Raw genomic sequence first — 19,002 nt, forward strand, 5'->3', positions numbered from 1 at the left:
TTCCCTTCAGAACGTGTCCAAGCTCTTCGGCGAGGCAAAAGTCATCCCGTCGATCGATCTCGACATCCATGACGGCGAGTTCGTCGTCTTCGTCGGCCCCTCCGGTTGCGGCAAGTCAACGCTGCTGCGCCTGATTGCCGGGCTGGAAGACGTCTCCGGCGGTAGAATAGTCATCGACGGCAACGACGCCACCGAAAAGGCCCCGGCCGAGCGCGGCCTTGCCATGGTGTTCCAGTCCTATGCGCTTTATCCGCATATGAGCGTCAGGAACAACATCGCCTTCCCGCTGAAGATGGCCAAGCTCGACAAGGCCGTCATCGACAAGAAGGTCGACGATGCCGCCCGCATCCTTAACCTCACCGATTATCTCGAACGCCGGCCCTCGCAACTGTCCGGCGGCCAGCGCCAGCGCGTCGCCATCGGCCGCGCCATCGTGCGCGAACCAAAGGCGTTCCTGTTTGACGAACCGCTCTCCAACCTCGATGCGGCGCTGCGCGGCACCATGCGGCTGGAAATCTCCGAGCTGCACAACACGCTGAAGACGACGATGATCTACGTCACCCACGACCAGGTGGAAGCCATGACCATGGCCGACAAGATCGTTGTCCTCAACCGCGGCAATATCGAGCAGGTCGGCTCGCCGATGGAGCTTTACCGCTCGCCCGCCAACCTCTTCGTCGCCGGCTTCATCGGCTCGCCGCGCATGAACCTGGTGACCGGCGACTACGCCCGGCAAAAGGGTGCGACCACCGCCGGCGTGCGGCCCGAGCACCTGACGCTGTCGAAAGAAACCGGCCTGTGGCAGGGCAAGGTCACGGTCGCCGAACATCTCGGCTCCGACACCTTCCTCCACCTCGACGTCCCCGGCATCGGCCCCATCACCGCCAGAACCGACGGTGAATTCGAATGCAAACACGGCGATACCGTCTTCATCACACCAGATGATGCCAAAATCCACAGGTTCGATGACAAGGGCATCGCGATATGACGCCTTAAGTTCAGGCCTCGTCGATCCTGACACCGTTTCGGTCAAAAACATGAAGCCGTTCCTGCGGGAAACCGACCCGCATGGACTTGCCCGGCTGCAACAGCGCCCGATCAGACGAAAACAGCTTGAAGGGCAATCCATGCACGGTCAGGTGCAGGATGATGCCGAGACCCGTCGGCTCGACGAGATCGACGGTCGCCTCGACAGCACCATCCGCAGGCGAGACGGTGACATGTTCCGGCCGGATACCGAGTGTGACCGGCTCACCATCGGCAAGCTTCACGTCGCGGCCGAGTTCGAGGCGTGTGCCATCGCCGAGCACGACGAAACTACCGCCATTCTCACGCCCGAGCCGTCCTTCCAGAAAATTCATGCCCGGCGAACCGATAAAACCAGCGACGAACAGATTGGCTGGGCGATCGTAGAGATCGAGCGGTGCGCCGATCTGCTGCACATGGCCGGCATTCATCGCGACGATACGGGATGCTAGCGTCATCGCCTCGATCTGGTCATGGGTGACATAAACCGAGGTGGCGCCGAGATCAGCATGCATGCGCTTGATTTCGGCCCGCATCTGCTCGCGAAGCCGTGCATCGAGGTTGGAGAGTGGCTCATCGAACAGAAAAGCCTTAGGCTGGCGCACGATGGCCCTGCCCATGGCGACGCGCTGGCGCTGGCCGCCGGAAAGCGCTTTCGGACGGCGCGCCAGATAGGGATCGAGACCGAGTTTCGCCGAAGCACCGGCCACGGCCGCCGCGATTGTTTCCTTGGTGCTGCGGCGCAGGCGCAGGCTGTAGCTCATATTGTCGGCGACGCTCATATGCGGATAAAGCGCATAGGACTGGAACACCATGGCGATATCCCGGTCCTTCGGCTTGCGGTCGTTGACGCGCTCACCGTCGATGGTCAATTCGCCCGCTGAAATCTCCTCCAGACCGGCAATCATTCGCAGCAGTGTCGATTTTCCGCAGCCGGATGGGCCGACGAGGACGATGAATTCGCCGTCCTCGATCTTCAGATCGACCCCGTGCAGGACCGCAAGGTCGCCATAGGTCTTGCCGACATTCTTCAGCTCGATGGAAGCCATGGGATTATCCTTTCACCGCGCCGGCCGTCAGGCCCTGCACGAGATAACGTTGAATGAGCAGGAAGAAGAGACAGGCCGGAATGAGCGCCAGAACACCCGCCGCCATCATCTGCCCGAAATCGACGGAAAATTTTGAAACGAAGGTCAACAGCCCGACCGGGAATGTGGCGCTCTGGTTGCCCGAAATCAGCATCAGCGCAAACAGCAACTCGCTCCACGCGGCGGTGAAGACGAAGCCCAGCGTCGCAGCGATGCCCGGCAATGTCAGCGGCAGGATGATCTGGCGGAATGCCGTGAAGCGGCTTGCCCCGTCGATCATCGCCGCCTCTTCCAGATCCTTGGGAATACCGTCGAAGAATGACTGCATTAGGAAAGTGGCAAACGGCACGTTGAAGGCGGTGTAGACGATGACGAGACCCGTCAGGCTATTGGTGAGGCCGAGCGGCGACAGCATCTTGAAGATCGGCGCGACCAGCATGACCAGCGGAAACATCTGGGTAATCAGCATCAGCGCCACGATCCAGTATTTGCCCTTGAAGCGGAACCGCGACAGCGCATAACCGGACAGTGACGAGAGCACCGTAACGGCAAGTGCCGTGGAGCCGGCAACGATGACGCTGTTCTTAAAAAATGTCGGGAAGGCACTGTTTTCTATGACATATCGATAATGATCGAGCGTCGCGTGCGACGGCCACATTCGCACGCCTTCGCTATAAAGCAGGTCATTCGGCGTGACCGAGACCTTGAGCAGCCAGAACAGCGGAAACAGCGCAAAGACGATATAGGCGAGGATCGCCAGGCGATGGGCAAGGGTGAGGAATATCCTTGATGTCATCGGTCAGTCCTTCTCGATAAGGCGTTGGCGCAGGAGCACGATGAGCATGGAATAGGCCAGAAGCAGCACCAGAAGTACCAGCGCGATGGCCGAGGCATAACCGAAATCGAGCCGCCGGAAGGCCTGCGTGAAGATGTAGCTCGCAACGATCTGGGTGCGGTCTGCCGGTCCGCCATTGGTCATGACGATGATGAGATCGGCAAAATTGGCGATCCAGACGGTGCGCAGCAAAACGGTGATGGCGATGGTGGGTGCGAGAAATGGGAGGGTGATGGAGGTGAAGCGCTGCAACGGGTTTGCCCCGTCAATGGAAGCGGCCTCGTAAAGATCACGCGGGATCGCCTGAAGTGCGGCAAGCAATGTGATGGCGAAGAAAGGAATGCCCCACCAGACATTGGCGATGATCGGCCCCCACATGGCAAGCTGCGGATCGGCAAGAATATTGTTGGGCGCGGAGAGAAGCCCGAGCGAGACCATCCAGTGCGGCAGCGGTCCTATGACCGGATTGAACAGCCACGCCCAGTTGAGACCGGCAAGAAAGGTTGGCACGGCCCATGGAAGAAACACCAGCGCCTGGGCCAGCCCCCTGCCCGCGAACGGCTTGTCCAGCAGCAGCGCCAAAATGAGACCGAAGAAAAACTGCAGGAATACCGAAGCCCCCGTCCACCACAGCGTATTTTTCAGCGCCCGGTAAAAGGCCGCATCCTGCGACAGTGCCTCCAGATGTTTCAAGCCAACGAAACCGCCGGAAAAAGGATTGAGCAGCTGCACGTCACGAAACGCATAGGACAGGCCGAGCACCAGCGGCACCAGCATGACGGCAACAATGAGCACGAGAACCGGCGCACTATAGAGCCAGGGTTCGGCCCAGTCGGCAAAACGCTGCATTGCCGGCTTGCCGGCGCGGTTGCGCGCGGCCACGGGTCCGGCGCCATGGGCATAGGACATGATTGATCGCTCCTGATCGGACGGCGGGGCGGACAGGTTTTTCTAACGCTTCTGGCCAGCCGGTCCGCACGTTTTGAAATGGGGCCTGCCGTTTGTGACAGCCCGCAAGAACGGCCGCGCGGGTTCAAATCTCGCGCGGCCAACCGTGTGGTTTATTTGGAGGCGAGGAACTTCTGCTGCGCCTTCGTCATATAGTCAGCCCATTGCTTGGCGAGGTCTTCCGGTGAGATATCACCAAGAAGCGCTTCCTGCGATGTCTTGATAACAAGCGAATCCTTGAAGAATGCGAATTCCTCAAGATAGGTCGGCATCTTCGTCGGCACGGCGTTCTTGTCCGCCAGTTCGTCGAACCAGCCCTTGAACTGCTCGCTGGCGTAGAAGGGGTCCTTCTCCGCCGACTTGTGCACCGGCAGCGCACCCGTCTTCTTGTTCCACTCGATATTGCCTTCCGGCCCTTCCAGCGTCTCGACCAGTTTCCAGGAGAGGTCCTTGTTGGCGGATGCCGACATGATCGACCAGCCGGCGAAACCGATGGTCGGGAAGGTCTTGCCGTCAGGTCCCTTCGGCATGGTCATGACGCCGAAATCTTCCGGCTTCATGCGCTGGGCAATGGCGATAAGGGCGTCCGGATCCTGATCGAGGAAGGCGCAGGTGCCGGAATAAAAGCCCGCGACGATCTCGTTGAAGCCCCAGTTGACGCTGTCTTTCGGCGCCAACCCGTTCTTGTAGAGATCGATCACATAGGTCAGGCCCTTCACCCAGCCAGGGCTGTCAAAGGTGGAGGTGCCGTCCTTGGTGAAGAACTCGTTCGATCCCGCCATGGACGCGCCGAACATGACCCAGCCGTTAAGTCCGCCCGGCCCGCCACGCAGGCAATAACCGTATTTGCCGGGAAGTGCTGCGACCTTCTTGGAGGCATCGGCGAATTCGTCGAGCGTCTTCGGCGGCTCCTTCACGCCAGCCTGTTCCAGCAGTTTCTTGTTGTAGAACATGGCCCGGAGATAAAAGCCGTAGGGAAGCATATAGGCCGTGTTCTTCACATCACGGCCGAGTTCCAGCGTGCGTTCACTCAGACCCTTGGTGTATTCCCATTTGGCGAGGTAGGGTTCGAGACTTTCGAGCATGCCGTTATTGGCATAAAGCGAAAGCCAGGTGTCAGGCATTTCCATGACATCAGGCACATCTCCGGCGGAGACCATCGTGGCGAATTTCTGGAAGGCCTCGCTCCAGGGCAGCGAGATGATCTCCACCTTGGTGCCGGGATTGGCAGTTTCGAACTTCGAGACGATGCCCTTCAGCGTTTCCGTCCGTTCGGGACTTGTAATGACCTCGACCAGTTTCAAGGTCGTATCCGCCAGCGCCGTTCCGGTCATCAGGGCGGTAAAGATTGCTGCTGCTACCAGTTTTTTCATGTCGTTCTCCCCTTTTTGTCGTCAGTTTTGAGACGCGTCAGACGGCCGAGGCCGCCTTGATCGCGGGTTCGAGATCGTTCCAGAGCGCTTCTGTGCCCTCCAGTCCGACATGCAGGCGCACGGAACGCGCGCTGATGCCGAACGTGTGGGCGGAGTTTGGCTGCGCCTTCTGTTCAAGCACCACTTCACCCGGGACGATCAGGCTTTCATGCCCACCCCAGGAAACACCCAGTTTGAAAAGTTTGAGGCGGTCGGCAAAAGCGCGCACATCCACCCCTTCCTTGAAAATGAAGGAAAACAGGCCAGACGTACCGTTGAGGCCGGGCGGCAGGCGGTTCGCCAATCCAGGATGGCAAACCTTTTCCACCACATCGAGCGCCTGCAGGCGGCTGGCAATATCCAACGCCGATGCCTGATGCGCCCTCATGCGCAGCGGCAGGGTGCGCAAGCCGCGGATCAGCAACCACGCATCGAAGGGCGACATCTTGCCACCGAGATAGGGATAGGTCTCTGCACGAATGCGGTCGATCATTGCCTTTGAACCGGCAACCACGCCGGAGACCACATCGCTGTGCCCGCCGAGATACTTCGACGCCGAATGCACGACGAGATCGACACCGAGCGAGATCGGCTGCTGGAAGACAGGACTTGCCCAGGAATTATCGATGACGGTGACGGCGCCATGGCGCTTGCCGATCGCGGCGAGCGCACCGACATCATGGGCCTCCATCACCCAGCTGGTCGGGCTTTCCATGTAGAAGAGCTTCGCGCCGGGCATAGCCTTTTCAACCGCCGCCTCGTCGCGGCCGTCGACATAGACCACCTCGACATTCATGCGCTTCATGAAGGTGCCAAACAGGCGAAACGCATCGGGATAGACATGGCGCACCGCGACGATGCGGTCACCCGGCGAAACGAAGGAGAGAACGGTGGAGGAAATGGCCGACATGCCGCTGGCGAAGCCAAGCGCATCTTCCGCGCCCTCAAGCTTTGCCAGCATTTCCTCAAACATCCTGACGGTCGGGTTGAGCCCTCGCGTATAGACCGGCCGCACCTTTTCGCCGCGATAGGTGGAAACCATTTCGTCGTAGCTGGAAAAGGTGAAAAGCGAAGTCTGCACAAGCGGCGGGACCACAGCTTCGAAAGCGTGGGTCTCGTCATGGGCGACGATCAGAGAGGCGGGATCGAAGAGATCGTTGCCTTGGTTCATTTCGACATGTCCTTGATATCCTCCTCGACGACAGCGAGGATTTTCAGTGTTTCTTCACGGGCGGTCTCCGCATCGCCGGCGGCGATGGCGTTGAACAGCGTGCGGTGAAAAGGGAAGGAGCGGCTTGCAAAGTCCGGCCGGTCGAAAGGCTTCAGCCAGAAACGTTCGAAACCTTCGCGCATCTGCTCGAGCAGCTGCTTGAACAGCGAATTATGCGTGGCGTCATAGATGGAGAGGTGGAAGGCAAGGTCGGCCTTGCCGGACGTGCCTTCAGCCAGATGCACCCGCTCCATCTCATCGAGCCGCGCTTCCATCGTGGCGATATCCTCCACCGTGCGCCGGCGCGCCGCAGCCATCGAGGCCTCAACCTCGATGCCACGCCGGACTTCCAACGTCATCAACAACGCATCGCGCAGGCTTTCGGCATCGATGGAGATAGGCATATGCACGGTTGCGGCGGAAATCGGCTTAAGCAGATAATTGCCGCTGCCCTTGCGGCTGTCGATAACGCCCAGCGCCTGAAACTTACGGATGACCTCGCGAATGGTGGAACGGCCGACACCCAGCGCCACCATCAGCTCTCGCTCGGCCGGCAACCGATCTCCAGCCTTCAGTCCCGCCCTCTCGACGTAATCGGAGAGTGCCGCCTCGACCTGGCGCACACGGTCGCTGGGTGGAATAGGCTGCATTAGTTCGCGGCTGGATCTATCCAAGAGTTACCCTTTGAATTGGTCTGACATCTTACCATTTCAAACGGTTGATCGATTGTCAACGGGGAACGCAAGCAGCCTAAACAGGGAGATCACATCCCTGTTGAACCGCGTATTCCGGGAAAAATAGAAGGAAATTAGAGATTTGGGCGTTGGTAACGCTGGAGAAGGCTTACCGGCTGGGCAAAATTTGCGAGACGGCACAATCGACCGTGGGGCCTAGGACAGAAGGAAAAAACTTCTCCTCCGTCGCGCTCGGGCCTATCGCGAGCATCTGCCAGCTATTGATTTTACGATACGTGACTGGATCCCCGGAACGGGCCCGAGGATGACATCGAGTGTGGGGATACGTTAGTCAGGTGTCTGAGGGTGGCTGGTGCCACCCTCGCCCGTTTTGTCTTCTTACTGGCTAAGCACGGCCGCCTTGATGGTATCGATGTTGTGGTTGACCATATCGATATAGGTTGCGGCCGGGCCGTCGGCTGTCGAGAGCGCGTCGGAATAAAGCGTTCCGCCAACTTTCAGGCCGGTTTCCTTGGCAATCTGGTCCATCAACCGCTTGTCGGTGATGTTTTCGACGAAGATCGCCGAGGCGTTGTCGTGCTTGATCTGATCCACCAGCTTGGCGACGTCGGCGGCAGACGCTTCGGAATCCGTCGAGATACCTTCCGGCGCCAGGAATTCGAGACCATAGGCATGCTCGAAATAACCGAAGGCATCATGTGAGGTGATGATGTTGCGTTTTTCCGGCGGAATGGCGGCGATCTCGGTCTTCACCTTCTCGTTCAAAGCCGCGAGCTTGGCGATATAGGCCTGTGAATTGGCGGTGTAAGTTGCGCAACCGGCCTTGTCGACCTCGCAAAATGCGCCGGCGATGTTCTTCACGTATATTTCCGCATTCTTGATTGACTGCCAGGCATGCGGATCGAATTCACCGTGATTGTGTCCCTCATGGTCATGCGCTTCCTCTGCCTTGTGGTCGTGACCCGCCTCTTCCTCGGCTTCCGGATGTGCGTGACCGGCTGGCTCGTCGGAAATCCTGAGGGGTTTCACGCCCTTGGTCAGTTCCACCACCGGCGCCTTTGTGCCGCTGGTATCGATCAGCCGCTTCAGGAAGCCTTCGAATGCAAGGCCGTTCACCAGCACAACATCCGCCTTGCTGACAGCAACGGCGTCGGCCGGGCGCGGCTCGTAGACATGCGCGTCGCCGTCAGGTCCGACGATCGTGGTGATTTCGACGCGGTTGCCGCCGACATTCTTCGCGAAGTCGGCAATGATCGAGAAGCTGGCCACGACCTTGAGTTCAGCCGCAGAAGCCTGCGCCATCAGGACCGGGGAAAGGGAGAGAAGGCTTACGCAGGTAGCAAGACGTAGGGTTTGGAACATGAAGGGTTCTCCTTTTTTCAAACGCTGTTTTCAGGCCGTTCTGTGACGACCGGAACCGAGAAGATCGCGAAGCACACCGCGTGTGCCGACGACGATGGACAGGACATAGATGACGCCTGCGGACAGGATGATCGCCGGACCTGATGGCAACGACGCGTGATAGGACAGAAGCAGGCCTGCAAAACACGAGACCATGCCGATGCCGATCGAGATGAAGCACATTGGCGCGACGCGATTGGACCAGAAGCGGCTGGCGGCAGCGGGCAGCATCATCAGGCCAACCGAAAGCAGGGTTCCGAGCGCCTGAAACCCGCCGACCAGATTGAGGACGACGATGGCGAGGAAGAGGAAGTGCACGGGGCTCCCCCAGTTGCTGACCGAGCGCAGAAACAGGGGATCGAGGCATTCCGCCAGCAGCGCGCGCCAGAAAACCATCATCACCGTCAGCGTTACGACGCAGATACCGCCGATGAGGCCGAGCGCTTCATTGTTCAGTGCCAGCACCGTGCCGAAAAGCACATGCATGAGATCGACACTGGAGCCGCGCCAGGAGACGAGCAGCACGCCGAGCGCCAGAGAAATGAGGTAAAAGGCTGCAAGCGAGGCGTCCTCCTTCTGGATGGTGAAGCGCGAAACCGCACCGGCACCCAGTGCCACCAGAAGACCGACGACCAGCCCGCCGATGGTCATCGGCAAAATCTCCAACCCGTAAAACAGAAAGCCCACCGCCGCCCCCGGCAAAATGGCGTGCGACATGGCATCACCCGTCAGGCTCATGCGGCGCAGCATCAGAAACACCCCGACCGGCCCGCAACTGACAGCAAGGATCAAGGCACCGGCAAGCGCACGCTGCATGAAGACATACTGGATGAATGGCTCGATGAAGAAATCAGACATGGATATGCGAATGCGCCTGCGGGTGTTTGGGGAAATCCTGCGGCTTTTCCGCCAGGTCGGCGTTCACCGTCGCTGCTGCGGGTTCGCACCATGGGGCGTCGCCGTCCCATGCCTCGTGAAACCGTCGTGCCTGCTGCATCATTTCGGGCCTTAGAACCTCCCGTGTCGGGCCAAAGCCCACCAACCGTCTGGCAAGCAGAAGTGTTTGTGGAAAATGCTGACGCACCAGCTCGTAGTCATGAAGAACGGCCAGAACCGTGCGCCCCTCGGCAACCCATGCTTTGATCAGCACCATGAGGTCGGCGACGGTGCGCTCATCGACAGCGTTGAAGGGCTCATCCAGCAAAATCAGTTGCGCATCCTGCAACATGGCGCGGGCAAAAAGGGCGCGTTGCATCTGGCCGCCGGAGAGTGAATCGATATTGCGTTTTTCAAAGCCAGAAAGTCCGACCGCTTCCAGCACATGGGCCATGGCCGCCCGGTCCGACTGGCGATGGCGAGCGAGCAGGCCGCGTTTGGGCCAGAGACCAAGCGCGACCAGATCGCGCACCTGTGCCGGAAAGGAACGGTCGAGTTCAGACTGCTGCGGTAGATAGGCGACGGAAACGCCTGGAGTAACCCGGCATTCACCGCCAAGTGGCTTCAAAATGCCGGCGACGCCCTTCATCAGCGTCGATTTTCCCGACCCATTGGCGCCGATCACCGCCGTGAGCGACCCTTTGGCAATATCGCCATCCAGATGATGCACCGCCGCGCGGCCGGCATATCCGAGTGTCAGATTTTTAAAGGCAAGGCACGGATCGTTCATCGATCCCTCCGGGGCATGATGTCATTTGATGACCCCCTCATATGTAATGTTATTACATTCGTCAAACGAATATGTAATGAAATAACATTAACTATCGGAAAGGTAGGTTCCATCTCACATTGGACGAAACCTCCAGGATCACCTCGGGGGTATGGTCGTGCCAGGTTCTGGATTCCCGGGACAAGCCGAAGGAAGCATCCGGCAAGCAATTTTTCTAAAGCCAGTTGACACGCTGCGCTTATGTAATGTTATTACGTTACAAGCAACAAGCGATGTGACCACTAGCCCCGTCGTTCTCTACCGCAAGTCGTGACGACGATGACTCCCACGCTACCACCGCTAATAAAACGAGGCCCGCATGTCGAAAAAACTTCCCGTCACTGTCCTCTCCGGCTTTCTTGGTGCCGGAAAAACAACGCTTCTCAACCATATTCTCGCCAACCGCGACGGTCTGCGGGTCGCGTTGATCGTTAACGACATGAGCGAGATCAATATCGATGCGGCACTTGTGCGAGATGGCGGCGCCAATCTTTCGCGCACCGAGGAACAGCTTGTGGAAATGACCAATGGCTGCATCTGTTGCACGCTGCGCGACGACCTTCTGAATGAGGTACGCGCGCTCGCCGAGCAGGGCCGGTTTGATTATCTGCTGATCGAATCCACCGGCATTGCCGAGCCGCTGCCAGTGGCCGCCACTTTCGATTTTCGCGATGAAAACGGTCGCAGCCTTTCCGATGTCGCGCATCTGGACACGATGGTGACGGTGGTGGATGCCGCCAATCTTCTCAACGACTACGGTTCCTCTGACTTTCTTGCCGACCGTGGTGAGACGGCGGGCGAAGGGGACAACCGAACCATCGTAGACCTCCTGGTCGAGCAGATCGAATTTGCCGATGTCGTCGTCCTCAACAAGATCGGCACTGCCACGCCGGATGAGCGGGACGCCGCCCGCAAGATCATCGTCGGGCTGAACCCGGATGCGAAACTCATTGAGGCCGATTTCGGCAAGGTGGAACTGAAGGAGGTGCTGGGCACCGGCCGCTTCGATTTCGCCAAGGCCGAAGAACACCCGCTGTGGTTCAAGGAGTTGCACGGTTTCAAGGACCACATTCCCGAGACCGAGGAATATGGCATCCGCTCCTTCGTTTACCGCGCCAGGAAGCCTTTCGATCCCGTGCTGTTCCAACGTTTTATCGACCGCGCCTGGCCCGGTGTGGTGCGCGCCAAAGGCTTCTTCTGGCTGGCCACGCGGCCAGCTTATGTCGGGGAGATAAGCCAGGCCGGCGCACTGGTGCGCACCGGCAAGATGGGCCTTTGGTGGTCCGCCGTGCCGAGCGAGCAATGGCCGCGCGAGCAGCAGTTCCTCGACATGATGAAGCCCTATCTCGACCCGGTCTTTGGCGACCGCCGGCAGGAAATCGTCTTCATCGGTTCCGATCCCATGAGCGAAGCGCGCATCCGCGCGCAACTCGATGCGTGCCTGATCGACACAGATGCCTTCACCCCGGACGCATGGCGACACCTGCCCGACCCCTTCGCCAGCTGGGACCGGCAGGCGGCTTGATTGGTTCTCAACTCCGACCTTTTTGACGAGTGGATGCCTCTTTCGCCTTCTCCCCGTCGGGGAGAAGGTATCGGCAACGCAATTCAAAGAAAATTCAGCGTCACCAGCGTCAGCACGAGATAACGCCCAACCTTGGCAATGGTAACAAGCAGAAGAAAAACCGGCAGCGGCTCCTTCATGATGCCGGCCGCAACCGTCAGCGGATCGCCGATCAGCGGCGCCCAGCTGAGCAGCAGCGACCACTTGCCGTAACGCCTGTACCAGTTCTGGGCACGTTGCAGCGCGGCTTCCCCCACAGGAAACCACCGCCGATGCCGGAAGCGTTCGATGCCACGGCCGAGCAGCCAGTTGGCGAGGGATCCGGCGACATTGCCGGCACTGGCAACAGTAACCAACAGCCAGACCGGCTGGGACTTCAAAATAATCAGGCCGGCAAGTGCGGCCTCCGACTGCATGGGCAGGATGGTTGCCGCGACAAAAGCCGTCAGAAACAAACCCGCATATACCGCCAGATCGGCCATTCCGTACCCTTCACATTTAGCGAATCCCGCTGCTCCTGAAGTGCCGGATGACGGCACCTGTCGTCAAGCGCCACGGCGTTCGATACAGATGGCCTTACGGCGGATTGGCGGCGACGGATCTGACGATATCATCACGCTCTATATCCAGCAGCGCCTGGTGAACTGAGAATTGCCGGGTTTCGCCGGATGCGGACAAAACGAGGATTACCGTTTCCTTCGGCGGGCAATCCGGCTGTACGCAGGCAATCTCGTTGACGGAAACGATCTCGTCTTCGCGGAGGGCAAGCAGTTCCCGCGTCCAGTGTTTCACAAGACGGGCCTTAGAGACTATCGCAGAGCCGCTGCGTGCAAGCGGATTTGCTCTTGCCGTCATCGGAAAACCCTTCTTGCTGCCTGCGAGGCCAATGCCTCAAAAAGATCGCGGATCGGCTGCTGCGGCATATCCATGCCGATGAGGACAACACGTGTTGCACGGTTGCCATCCGGCCAGCTTTCCAGACGGCTCAGCGGATAAAGCCGGTGCTGCACGGCATGGGCGACCACTGGACGGTCCGGATCATCCGTCGCACCGAAAATTCCCTTGAGCCGCAGCAGGCCGGAATGCACGTTGCTGGTGACGAGTTCGAGAAAGGTGACGATCGCCTGCGGATCGAAAGCGCCTTCGAACGTCAAATCGAACGCCTCGACCCCCGCACCATGACGATTGATATCGTGCACGTGCGCCGCATGCAGGCTCAGCCTGTCGGCGGCAAGCCAACCCGTTACGTCTTCCGGCTTGTTACGCAAGGAATAATCCGCCGGCGCAAACAGCGACATCAGATTGAAGTCGCGCGCGTTGCGGTCATGCAGACGCGCGGCAGGATTGAGATCGGAGAGGCTCTCACAGCCCCTCGCCGCCCCGTCAGTGAGATCGGTTTTGGTCAAAACAATGTGATCGGCAAAGGCAAGCTGTTTCCAGCCCTCGATGAAACTGTCGAGCATCGCCTGGCCGGAGGTAATGTCGAAAACAGTAACGACACCGGAGAGATGAAAGTGGCGGGCGACGATATGGTCGCGCAGGCCGGCGGCAGGCGTACCACCGGGAATCAGGCTGTTGATGATCGGCGCAGGATCGGCAAGGCCAGTGGTTTCGATGACGACACGCGATATTTCCGGCACCAACCCTTCCAGAAAGGCCAGATGCAACTCGTAAAGCGAGGTGCGGATATCGCTGGTGGCGGTGCAGCAGATGCAGCCGGTCGTGGTCCTGAAATAACGCTCCGAACCGGTGCGGACCAAGCCGTGATCGATGGGCACCGAACCGAATTCGTTGACGATGACGGCGGCACCACGCATTTCCGGTTCGCTCAGAAGCTCGTTCAGAAGCGTGGTCTTGCCCGCCCCCAGAAAGCCGGTAAGCAGTGTGACAGGCACCGTTCCGGTGGATGGGGTGACGGACGAGATGTCTTCTGGTGCAACCGCCTTCTTCCGCTTCATTCCGAACACATCCGCACCTTCAAGCAGCAAATCTTGGAGAGATTTAATACGTAATGTAATAACATATCAATACTTCTTGTTAGAAATTGCTCTTGAACATGGCATCCGCAGACTGCTTCCGGTATCCCGTCCCGAGCCATGCCCACAAGCACACGAAAAAACCAAAGCGGACCCAAAATGGAATAATAAAACCGTTTCGTTCACTTTCGTTTTTTTCGTTCCACCATCTATTGCATTTTCATTAGAGTTCGCTTTAAATCAGGCCGCTAATACAGAAAAGCTCGCCCGCAGCTATATCGAGGAGGATAGGCTGCAATAAGGGGCTGTATCTTTTACTGTTTTTAAAATGGGAGGAATCGCCTTGAAAAAACTCAGCTACCGTCTTGCTGCGGCATCTGCGCTTTCGTTTTTTGTCACATCGAACGCATTCGCCGCGACGGAAATTCAGTGGTGGCATGCCATGACCGGCGCCAATAACGAGGTCGTGGACGCGCTCGCGAAAGAGTTCAACGATAGCCAGACAAACTACAAGATCATGCCCGTCTTCAAGGGCACCTATCCGGAAACCCTGAATGCCGGCATTGCGGCCTTCCGCGCCAAGCAGCCGCCGGCGATCATTCAGGTCTTCGACGCCGGTTCCGGCGTGATGATGGGTGCTGCCGGCGCAATCAAACCGGTGGCGGAAGTACTGAAGGAGGGCGGCTACACCTTCAACAAGGACGAATATCTGGCCGGCATCGTCGCCTATTATTCCAAGCCTGACGGCACCATGCTGTCCTTCCCCTATAATTCGTCCTCACCGATCCTGTATTACAACAAGGACACCTTCCAGAAGGCAGGCCTTGACCCGGCAAATCCGCCGAAGACCTGGCCGGAGGTTTTCGAAGCTGCCAAGAAGATCAAGACAAGCGGCGCTGCCCAATGCGGATTCACCTCAACATGGTTGACCTGGATCCAGACCGAAAACTTTGCCGCATGGAACAACGTCTCCTATGGCAGCAATGAAAACGGGCTGGGCGGCACCGATGTGAAGCTTGCCGTCAACGCGCCGCTCTTCGTCGAACACTTCCAGGCCATTGCCGACCTTGCGAAAGACGGCACCTTCCGTTACGGCGGGCGCACTTCGGAAGCCAAGCAGCTGTTCATGTCCGGCGAATGCGGCATCCTTACCGAATCCTCCGGCGGCCTTGGGGATATCATCAAGACCGGCATGAATTACGGTATCGGCCAGCTTCCCTATTACGAGGGTCATGGTCCGCAGAACACCATTCCCGGTGGCGCGAGCCTCTGGGTCTTCGGCGGCAAGAGCGATGCCGAATATAAAGGTGTGGCCGAGTTCTTCCATTTCCTTTCCCAGACCAAGATCCAGTCTCGTCTGCATCAGGTCTCCGGATACATGCCGGTAACGATCGCGGCCTATGAGGAAACCAAGAAATCCGGCTTCTATGACAAGAATCCCGGCCGCGAAACGCCACTTCTGCAGATGATGGGCAAGCCACCGACAGAAAACTCCAAGGGCGTGCGCCTCGTGAACCTGCCGCAGGTCCGCGACATCATGAACGAAGAGTTCGAGGCGATGCTGGCCGGCAAGCAGGACGCGAAATCCGCACTCGACAAGATTGTCACGCGCGGTGATGCGGCCATCAAGCAGGCAACCGGCAACTAAACGATCCCTGCCCCCGCCCGCATCCTCACCCGGTGCGGGCGGTATTCCCATTTCATCAGGAGATCGCCGTGCAAAGCGTCGTATTCCCCAACAAGATCCTGCCCTATCTGCTGGTCGCGCCACAGATCATCCTGACGGTGATCTTTTTCTTCTGGCCCGCAAGTCAGGCGCTCTACCAGTCGACCATGCGCGAGGATGCCTTCGGGCTGAACAGCAATTTCGTCGGGCTGGCCAATTTTTCCGCCGTACTTTCGGATGAAAGCTATCTGAACGCGCTGCACGTCACGGTCATTTTCAGCGTCCTGACCGCACTCGTCTCGATGGGGCTGGCATTGCTTCTGGCAACGGCGGCAGACCGCGTGGTGCGCGGCAAGGGTTTTTACCGCACCATGATGATCATGCCCTATGCTGTGGCACCCGCCGTCGCTGGCATGCTCTGGCTGTTCATGTTCAATCCGGCCATGGGAACCTTCTCCTATATCCTGCGCCGCAACGGCATCATGTGGGACCCGCTGCTCAACGGCAATCAGGCCATGCTGCTCGTGGTCGCAGCCGCCGCATGGAAGCAGATCAGCTACAATTTCCTGTTTTTTGTCGCAGGCTTGCAGGCAATTCCGAAATCATTGCTGGAGGCGGCCTCCATTGACGGCGCACGCGGTTCGCGGCGCTTCTGGACCATCGTTTTCCCGCTGCTGGCGCCGACAACATTCTTCCTGCTGGTCGTCAACACCGTCTATGCCTTCTTCGATACGTTCGGCATCATCCACGCAGTTACTGGCGGCGGCCCTGCCAAGGCGACAGAAACACTGGTCTACAAGGTCTACAATGATGGCTTCGTTAACCTGAACCTCGGCTCTTCCGCCGCGCAATCCGTCATCCTGATGGTGATCGTCATTGCGTTGACCGCCTTCCAGTTCCGCTTCGTCGAGAAGCGCGTGCACTACGGCTGAGGATTTCCTGATGATTGAAAATCGCCCGGTCGCCCGCGTGATCGCCCATCTGATGCTGGTTCTCGGCATCATCATCGTGGCCTTCCCGATCTACTACACCTTCATCGCGTCATCCATGACGTCGAATGACATCATTCGCCCACCGATGTCGCTGCTGCCCGGCGACCATCTTGGTGAAAACTATACAGATGCCATGGTCGGCGGCGTCGAAAGAGTGGTCGGCGTCAGCCTTGAACGGCTGCTGTTCAACAGCTTCGTGGTGGCGCTCGCCATTGCCATCGGCAAGATCGTCATTTCTTTCCTGTCGGCTTTCGCAATCGTATTTTTCCGTTTTCCATTTCGCATGGGCTTCTTCTGGATGATCTTCATCACGCTCATGCTGCCGGTCGAGGTGCGCATCCTGCCCACATACAAGGTCATCGTCGACCTCGGGCTTATCGATACCTATGCGGGACTGACGCTTCCGCTGATGGCGTCCGCGACGGCGACGTTCCTGTTCCGGCAGTTTTTCCTGACCATTCCCGGCGAAATGGTCGAGGCGGCTCGTATCGACAATGCAGGGCCGTTCCGCTTCATGCGCGATATTCTGCTGCCGCTGTCGAAAACCAATATCGCCGCTCTCTTCGTGATCCTGTTCATCTATGGCTGGACCCAGTATCTCTGGCCGCTGCTCGTGACCAACGACGCCAAGATGAACACGATCATCATCGGCCTCAAGCGCATGGTGGATTTCACCGACGCTTCGACGCCCTGGAATTATGTGATGGTGACGGCGATCCTCGCCATCATCCCCCCGATTATCGTTGTGGTGCTGATGCAGCGCTGGTTCGTCAAAGGTTTGGTGGAGACCGAGAAGTAATGGCAAAAATTGCGCTGAAAGACGTCCGCAAGGTTTACGGCGGCAATGTCGACGCCATCAAGGGCGTATCGATGGATATAGCCGATGGCGAGATGATCGTATTGGTCGGCCCCTCCGGCTGCGGAAAATCAACATTGCTGCGCATGATCGCCGGGCTGGAAAGCATATCGGGCGGTGAGATCGTCATCGGCGACCGCGTCGTCAACGATCTCGAACCGTCAGACCGAGATATTGCCATGGTGTTCCAGAACTACGCGCTTTACCCGCATATGACAGTGCGGCAGAACCTCGCCTATGGCCTCAAGAACCGCAACACGCCGAAGGACGAGATCGACCGGCGTATCACCGAGGCAGCCAAGGCGCTGGAAATCGAACAATATCTGGAGCGCAGGCCGCGCCAGCTCTCGGGTGGCCAGCGCCAGCGCGTGGCGATGGGCCGTGCCATCGTGCGCAAGCCCGCCGCATTCCTGTTCGATGAGCCGCTGTCCAACCTCGATGCCAAGCTGCGCGTGCAGATGCGCGTCGAAATCCGCCGCCTGCAACGTTCTCTCGCCACCACCAGCGTCTACGTAACCCATGATCAGATGGAAGCCATGACGCTGGCCGACCGCCTCGTGGTGCTGAATGCCGGCCGCATCGAGCAGATCGGCACTCCGATCGAGCTTTACGAAAAACCGGCCACCACCTTCGTCGCCACCTTCATCGGTTCGCCCTCCATGAACCTCCTGCCCTACGGCACCCCATCGGCTAACGGTGCATCCGGGTGGTCGGTGAATGGATCAGGCGCGCTGCCGCAAACCACCGCAACACTGGGCATCCGTCCGGAAGACATCACGCTCGCGGAAACAGAAGCTCCCGATGCCGCTTTCACTGGCACCGTGCGGGTGGACGCCGTGGAACTGGTGGGCGCGGAAAGCTACGTGCATGGCTCCTTCACAGACGGCACCACCATCGTCTTCCGCGTTCCCGGCCGCTCGCAGCTTGGTATCGGCGAGAACCTGCGGATTGCCGCCCAGACGAAGGACTTCCATCTGTTCGATGCGGCGGGGAAGCGGATTTAGGGTCTTACGAAGGACAAGGAGACACCCGCCTCTCGGCGGGTGCTCGGACTACCAGACCAGCTCAACCTGTGGCCTACCGTTGGAGGTTTTCTCCACCGTGCGTCCGGACGTATCGATATTGCAGTGGATACGCTGCCTGAAAGCCGAGAAGCTTTCGAAGGTCACCACATCCACGGGATCGTCGAGATGCAGGGTCAGCCGGTAGCGTTCCGGGTCGCCGCCTAGCGTTTGCACGCCCAGAACGGAGGCCACGAAGGGCTGGCCTAGATAGAGGCCTTCCACCCGCGAACCAAGAAGATAGGGATTGAATGCGGGACGGTTTCCCGCCGTGGCATGCAGGGTGTTCCAGTCGCGGAAGCCATATTGCGCGGCGATGAGTTCAAGCGCCTTTGAATGGGTGATTGCCTGCCCCTGCCCTTCAAGGGCGGCGCGCAGCCGTTTTGCCTGCTCTTTCAATCCCTCAAGCGCGGGAAGCGCTTTGGACACGTTCATAACGGTTCTCCAACATGCGCATGCCGTATTTTTCCGAAGGGGTCCGCGTTGCCATCGACGACATGCAAAACATGGGGATGACCGTTATTCCAAAAAGAGCTTCACCAAGGGCGTAAACGCCTGCGGACGGCC

19 protein-coding genes are annotated in these 19,002 nt (G+C 58.8%); 6 read left to right on the forward strand and 13 right to left on the reverse strand.

The genetic code is table 11. The features are described 5' to 3' along the window. Positions 1–988: ABC transporter ATP-binding protein (locus ACQZ45_RS23900; RefSeq protein ID WP_448742569.1), on the forward strand; the 988-nt coding region annotated here is incomplete at its 5' end. A gap of 10 nt (positions 989–998) precedes the next feature. Here ACQZ45_RS23900 and ACQZ45_RS23905 read toward each other — a convergent pair. From ACQZ45_RS23905 to aztA, 9 genes are all read right to left on the reverse strand, one after another. Continuing rightward, complete coding sequence (locus tag ACQZ45_RS23905; RefSeq protein WP_025595914.1) at positions 999–2,075, reverse strand: ABC transporter ATP-binding protein; 1,077 nt, start codon at positions 2,073–2,075, stop codon at positions 999–1,001. Between the two features lie 4 nt (positions 2,076–2,079). Continuing rightward, positions 2,080–2,910, reverse strand: a complete 831-nt coding sequence (locus tag ACQZ45_RS23910; protein WP_003510396.1) for a carbohydrate ABC transporter permease — start codon at positions 2,908–2,910, stop codon at positions 2,080–2,082. Positions 2,911–2,913: 3 nt separating this feature from the next. Then, positions 2,914–3,858 (reverse strand): carbohydrate ABC transporter permease, encoded by a 945-nt coding sequence (locus ACQZ45_RS23915; RefSeq protein ID WP_003510618.1) that lies wholly within the window; start codon positions 3,856–3,858, stop codon positions 2,914–2,916. A 152-nt stretch (positions 3,859–4,010) separates the two neighbouring features. Then, positions 4,011–5,270: an ABC transporter substrate-binding protein gene (locus tag ACQZ45_RS23920; RefSeq protein WP_003510621.1), complete on the reverse strand. Its 1,260-nt coding sequence runs from the start codon at positions 5,268–5,270 to the stop codon at positions 4,011–4,013. Positions 5,271–5,307: 37 nt separating this feature from the next. Beyond that, positions 5,308–6,480 (reverse strand): PLP-dependent transferase, encoded by a 1,173-nt coding sequence (locus ACQZ45_RS23925; RefSeq protein ID WP_003510623.1) that lies wholly within the window; start codon positions 6,478–6,480, stop codon positions 5,308–5,310. Then, on the reverse strand, positions 6,477–7,169 hold the full coding sequence (locus tag ACQZ45_RS23930) for a FadR/GntR family transcriptional regulator (RefSeq protein ID WP_003510624.1): 693 nt from the start codon (positions 7,167–7,169) through the stop codon (positions 6,477–6,479). The genes ACQZ45_RS23925 and ACQZ45_RS23930 overlap by 4 nt, the downstream gene beginning before the upstream one ends. A gap of 423 nt (positions 7,170–7,592) precedes the next feature. Further along, the gene (aztC, locus tag ACQZ45_RS23935; protein ID WP_065661668.1) at positions 7,593–8,576 is read right to left on the reverse strand and encodes a zinc ABC transporter substrate-binding protein AztC; all 984 of its coding nucleotides are present in this window, start codon (positions 8,574–8,576) and stop codon (positions 7,593–7,595) included. 30 nt (positions 8,577–8,606) lie between these two features. Further along, positions 8,607–9,473 carry a zinc ABC transporter permease AztB gene (gene aztB, locus ACQZ45_RS23940; protein ID WP_003510628.1) on the reverse strand — a complete coding sequence of 289 codons (867 nt, stop codon included), beginning with the start codon at positions 9,471–9,473 and terminating at the stop codon, positions 8,607–8,609. Beyond that, positions 9,466–10,281 (reverse strand): zinc ABC transporter ATP-binding protein AztA, encoded by an 816-nt coding sequence (aztA, locus tag ACQZ45_RS23945; RefSeq protein ID WP_076845920.1) that lies wholly within the window; start codon positions 10,279–10,281, stop codon positions 9,466–9,468. The genes aztB and aztA overlap by 8 nt, the downstream gene beginning before the upstream one ends. 358 nt (positions 10,282–10,639) lie before the next feature. On the opposite strand from aztA, the gene zigA reads away from it, so the two are divergent. Next, positions 10,640–11,845, forward strand: a complete 1,206-nt coding sequence (gene zigA, locus ACQZ45_RS23950) for a zinc metallochaperone GTPase ZigA (RefSeq protein ID WP_003510636.1) — start codon at positions 10,640–10,642, stop codon at positions 11,843–11,845. A gap of 83 nt (positions 11,846–11,928) precedes the next feature. Here the strand turns inward: zigA and ACQZ45_RS23955 are convergent, their stop codons facing one another. The 3 genes from ACQZ45_RS23955 to ACQZ45_RS23965 all read right to left on the reverse strand — a co-directional run bounded on the left by ACQZ45_RS23955 (position 11,929) and on the right by ACQZ45_RS23965 (position 13,842). Beyond that, positions 11,929–12,366, reverse strand: a complete 438-nt coding sequence (locus ACQZ45_RS23955) for a YqaA family protein (RefSeq protein WP_076845918.1) — start codon at positions 12,364–12,366, stop codon at positions 11,929–11,931. Between the two features lie 94 nt (positions 12,367–12,460). Continuing rightward, a complete protein-coding gene (locus ACQZ45_RS23960; protein ID WP_076845917.1) occupies positions 12,461–12,739 on the reverse strand; it encodes a hypothetical protein in 279 nt (92 codons plus the stop codon). Further along, a complete protein-coding gene (locus tag ACQZ45_RS23965; RefSeq protein ID WP_413373138.1) occupies positions 12,736–13,842 on the reverse strand; it encodes a CobW family GTP-binding protein in 1,107 nt (368 codons plus the stop codon). Before ACQZ45_RS23965 ends, ACQZ45_RS23960 begins: the two co-directional genes overlap by 4 nt. A gap of 355 nt (positions 13,843–14,197) precedes the next feature. On the opposite strand from ACQZ45_RS23965, the gene ugpB reads away from it, so the two are divergent. The 4 genes from ugpB to ACQZ45_RS23985 all read left to right on the forward strand — a co-directional run bounded on the left by ugpB (position 14,198) and on the right by ACQZ45_RS23985 (position 18,378). After that, complete coding sequence (gene ugpB, locus ACQZ45_RS23970; RefSeq protein ID WP_025595901.1) at positions 14,198–15,508, forward strand: sn-glycerol-3-phosphate ABC transporter substrate-binding protein UgpB; 1,311 nt, start codon at positions 14,198–14,200, stop codon at positions 15,506–15,508. Positions 15,509–15,576: 68 nt separating this feature from the next. Next, positions 15,577–16,458 carry a sn-glycerol-3-phosphate ABC transporter permease UgpA gene (gene ugpA / locus ACQZ45_RS23975; RefSeq protein ID WP_003510646.1) on the forward strand — a complete coding sequence of 294 codons (882 nt, stop codon included), beginning with the start codon at positions 15,577–15,579 and terminating at the stop codon, positions 16,456–16,458. A 10-nt stretch (positions 16,459–16,468) separates the two neighbouring features. Next, complete coding sequence (gene ugpE, locus ACQZ45_RS23980) at positions 16,469–17,317, forward strand: sn-glycerol-3-phosphate ABC transporter permease UgpE (protein ID WP_003510648.1); 849 nt, start codon at positions 16,469–16,471, stop codon at positions 17,315–17,317. Then, positions 17,317–18,378, forward strand: a complete 1,062-nt coding sequence (locus ACQZ45_RS23985) for a sn-glycerol-3-phosphate import ATP-binding protein UgpC (RefSeq protein WP_013761452.1) — start codon at positions 17,317–17,319, stop codon at positions 18,376–18,378. The genes ugpE and ACQZ45_RS23985 overlap by 1 nt, the downstream gene beginning before the upstream one ends. Before the next feature lie 48 nt (positions 18,379–18,426). Here ACQZ45_RS23985 and ACQZ45_RS23990 read toward each other — a convergent pair whose 3' ends face one another. Continuing rightward, entirely contained in the window at positions 18,427–18,870 is a 444-nt protein-coding gene (locus tag ACQZ45_RS23990) for a glyoxalase superfamily protein (protein ID WP_448742570.1), read from the reverse strand. Positions 18,871–19,002 lie beyond the last annotated feature (132 nt).

The organism is Agrobacterium sp. 16-2014-1-2a (assembly GCF_053522705.1).

What these genes read in the sequence shown, in the direction of transcription:
- aztB (WP_003510628.1), bottom strand. Translation starts at nt 9,473, where the DNA reads ATGTCTGATTTCTTCATCGAGCCATTCATCCAGTATGTCTTCATGCAG.
- ACQZ45_RS23930 (WP_003510624.1), bottom strand. Translation starts at nt 7,169, where the DNA reads ATGCAGCCTATTCCACCCAGCGACCGTGTGCGCCAGGTCGAGGCGGCA.
- aztA (WP_076845920.1), bottom strand. Translation starts at nt 10,281, where the DNA reads ATGAACGATCCGTGCCTTGCCTTTAAAAATCTGACACTCGGATATGCC.
- ACQZ45_RS23985 (WP_013761452.1), top strand. Translation starts at nt 17,317, where the DNA reads ATGGCAAAAATTGCGCTGAAAGACGTCCGCAAGGTTTACGGCGGCAAT.
- ACQZ45_RS23955 (WP_076845918.1), bottom strand. Translation starts at nt 12,366, where the DNA reads ATGGCCGATCTGGCGGTATATGCGGGTTTGTTTCTGACGGCTTTTGTC.
- ACQZ45_RS23905 (WP_025595914.1), bottom strand. Translation starts at nt 2,075, where the DNA reads ATGGCTTCCATCGAGCTGAAGAATGTCGGCAAGACCTATGGCGACCTT.
- ugpE (WP_003510648.1), top strand. Translation starts at nt 16,469, where the DNA reads ATGATTGAAAATCGCCCGGTCGCCCGCGTGATCGCCCATCTGATGCTG.
- ACQZ45_RS23990 (WP_448742570.1), bottom strand. Translation starts at nt 18,870, where the DNA reads ATGAACGTGTCCAAAGCGCTTCCCGCGCTTGAGGGATTGAAAGAGCAG.
- ACQZ45_RS23915 (WP_003510618.1), bottom strand. Translation starts at nt 3,858, where the DNA reads ATGTCCTATGCCCATGGCGCCGGACCCGTGGCCGCGCGCAACCGCGCC.
- ACQZ45_RS23920 (WP_003510621.1), bottom strand. Translation starts at nt 5,270, where the DNA reads ATGAAAAAACTGGTAGCAGCAGCAATCTTTACCGCCCTGATGACCGGA.
- ACQZ45_RS23960 (WP_076845917.1), bottom strand. Translation starts at nt 12,739, where the DNA reads ATGACGGCAAGAGCAAATCCGCTTGCACGCAGCGGCTCTGCGATAGTC.
- ACQZ45_RS23925 (WP_003510623.1), bottom strand. Translation starts at nt 6,480, where the DNA reads ATGAACCAAGGCAACGATCTCTTCGATCCCGCCTCTCTGATCGTCGCC.
- ACQZ45_RS23965 (WP_413373138.1), bottom strand. Translation starts at nt 13,842, where the DNA reads ATGAAGCGGAAGAAGGCGGTTGCACCAGAAGACATCTCGTCCGTCACC.
- zigA (WP_003510636.1), top strand. Translation starts at nt 10,640, where the DNA reads ATGTCGAAAAAACTTCCCGTCACTGTCCTCTCCGGCTTTCTTGGTGCC.
- aztC (WP_065661668.1), bottom strand. Translation starts at nt 8,576, where the DNA reads ATGTTCCAAACCCTACGTCTTGCTACCTGCGTAAGCCTTCTCTCCCTT.
- ACQZ45_RS23910 (WP_003510396.1), bottom strand. Translation starts at nt 2,910, where the DNA reads ATGACATCAAGGATATTCCTCACCCTTGCCCATCGCCTGGCGATCCTC.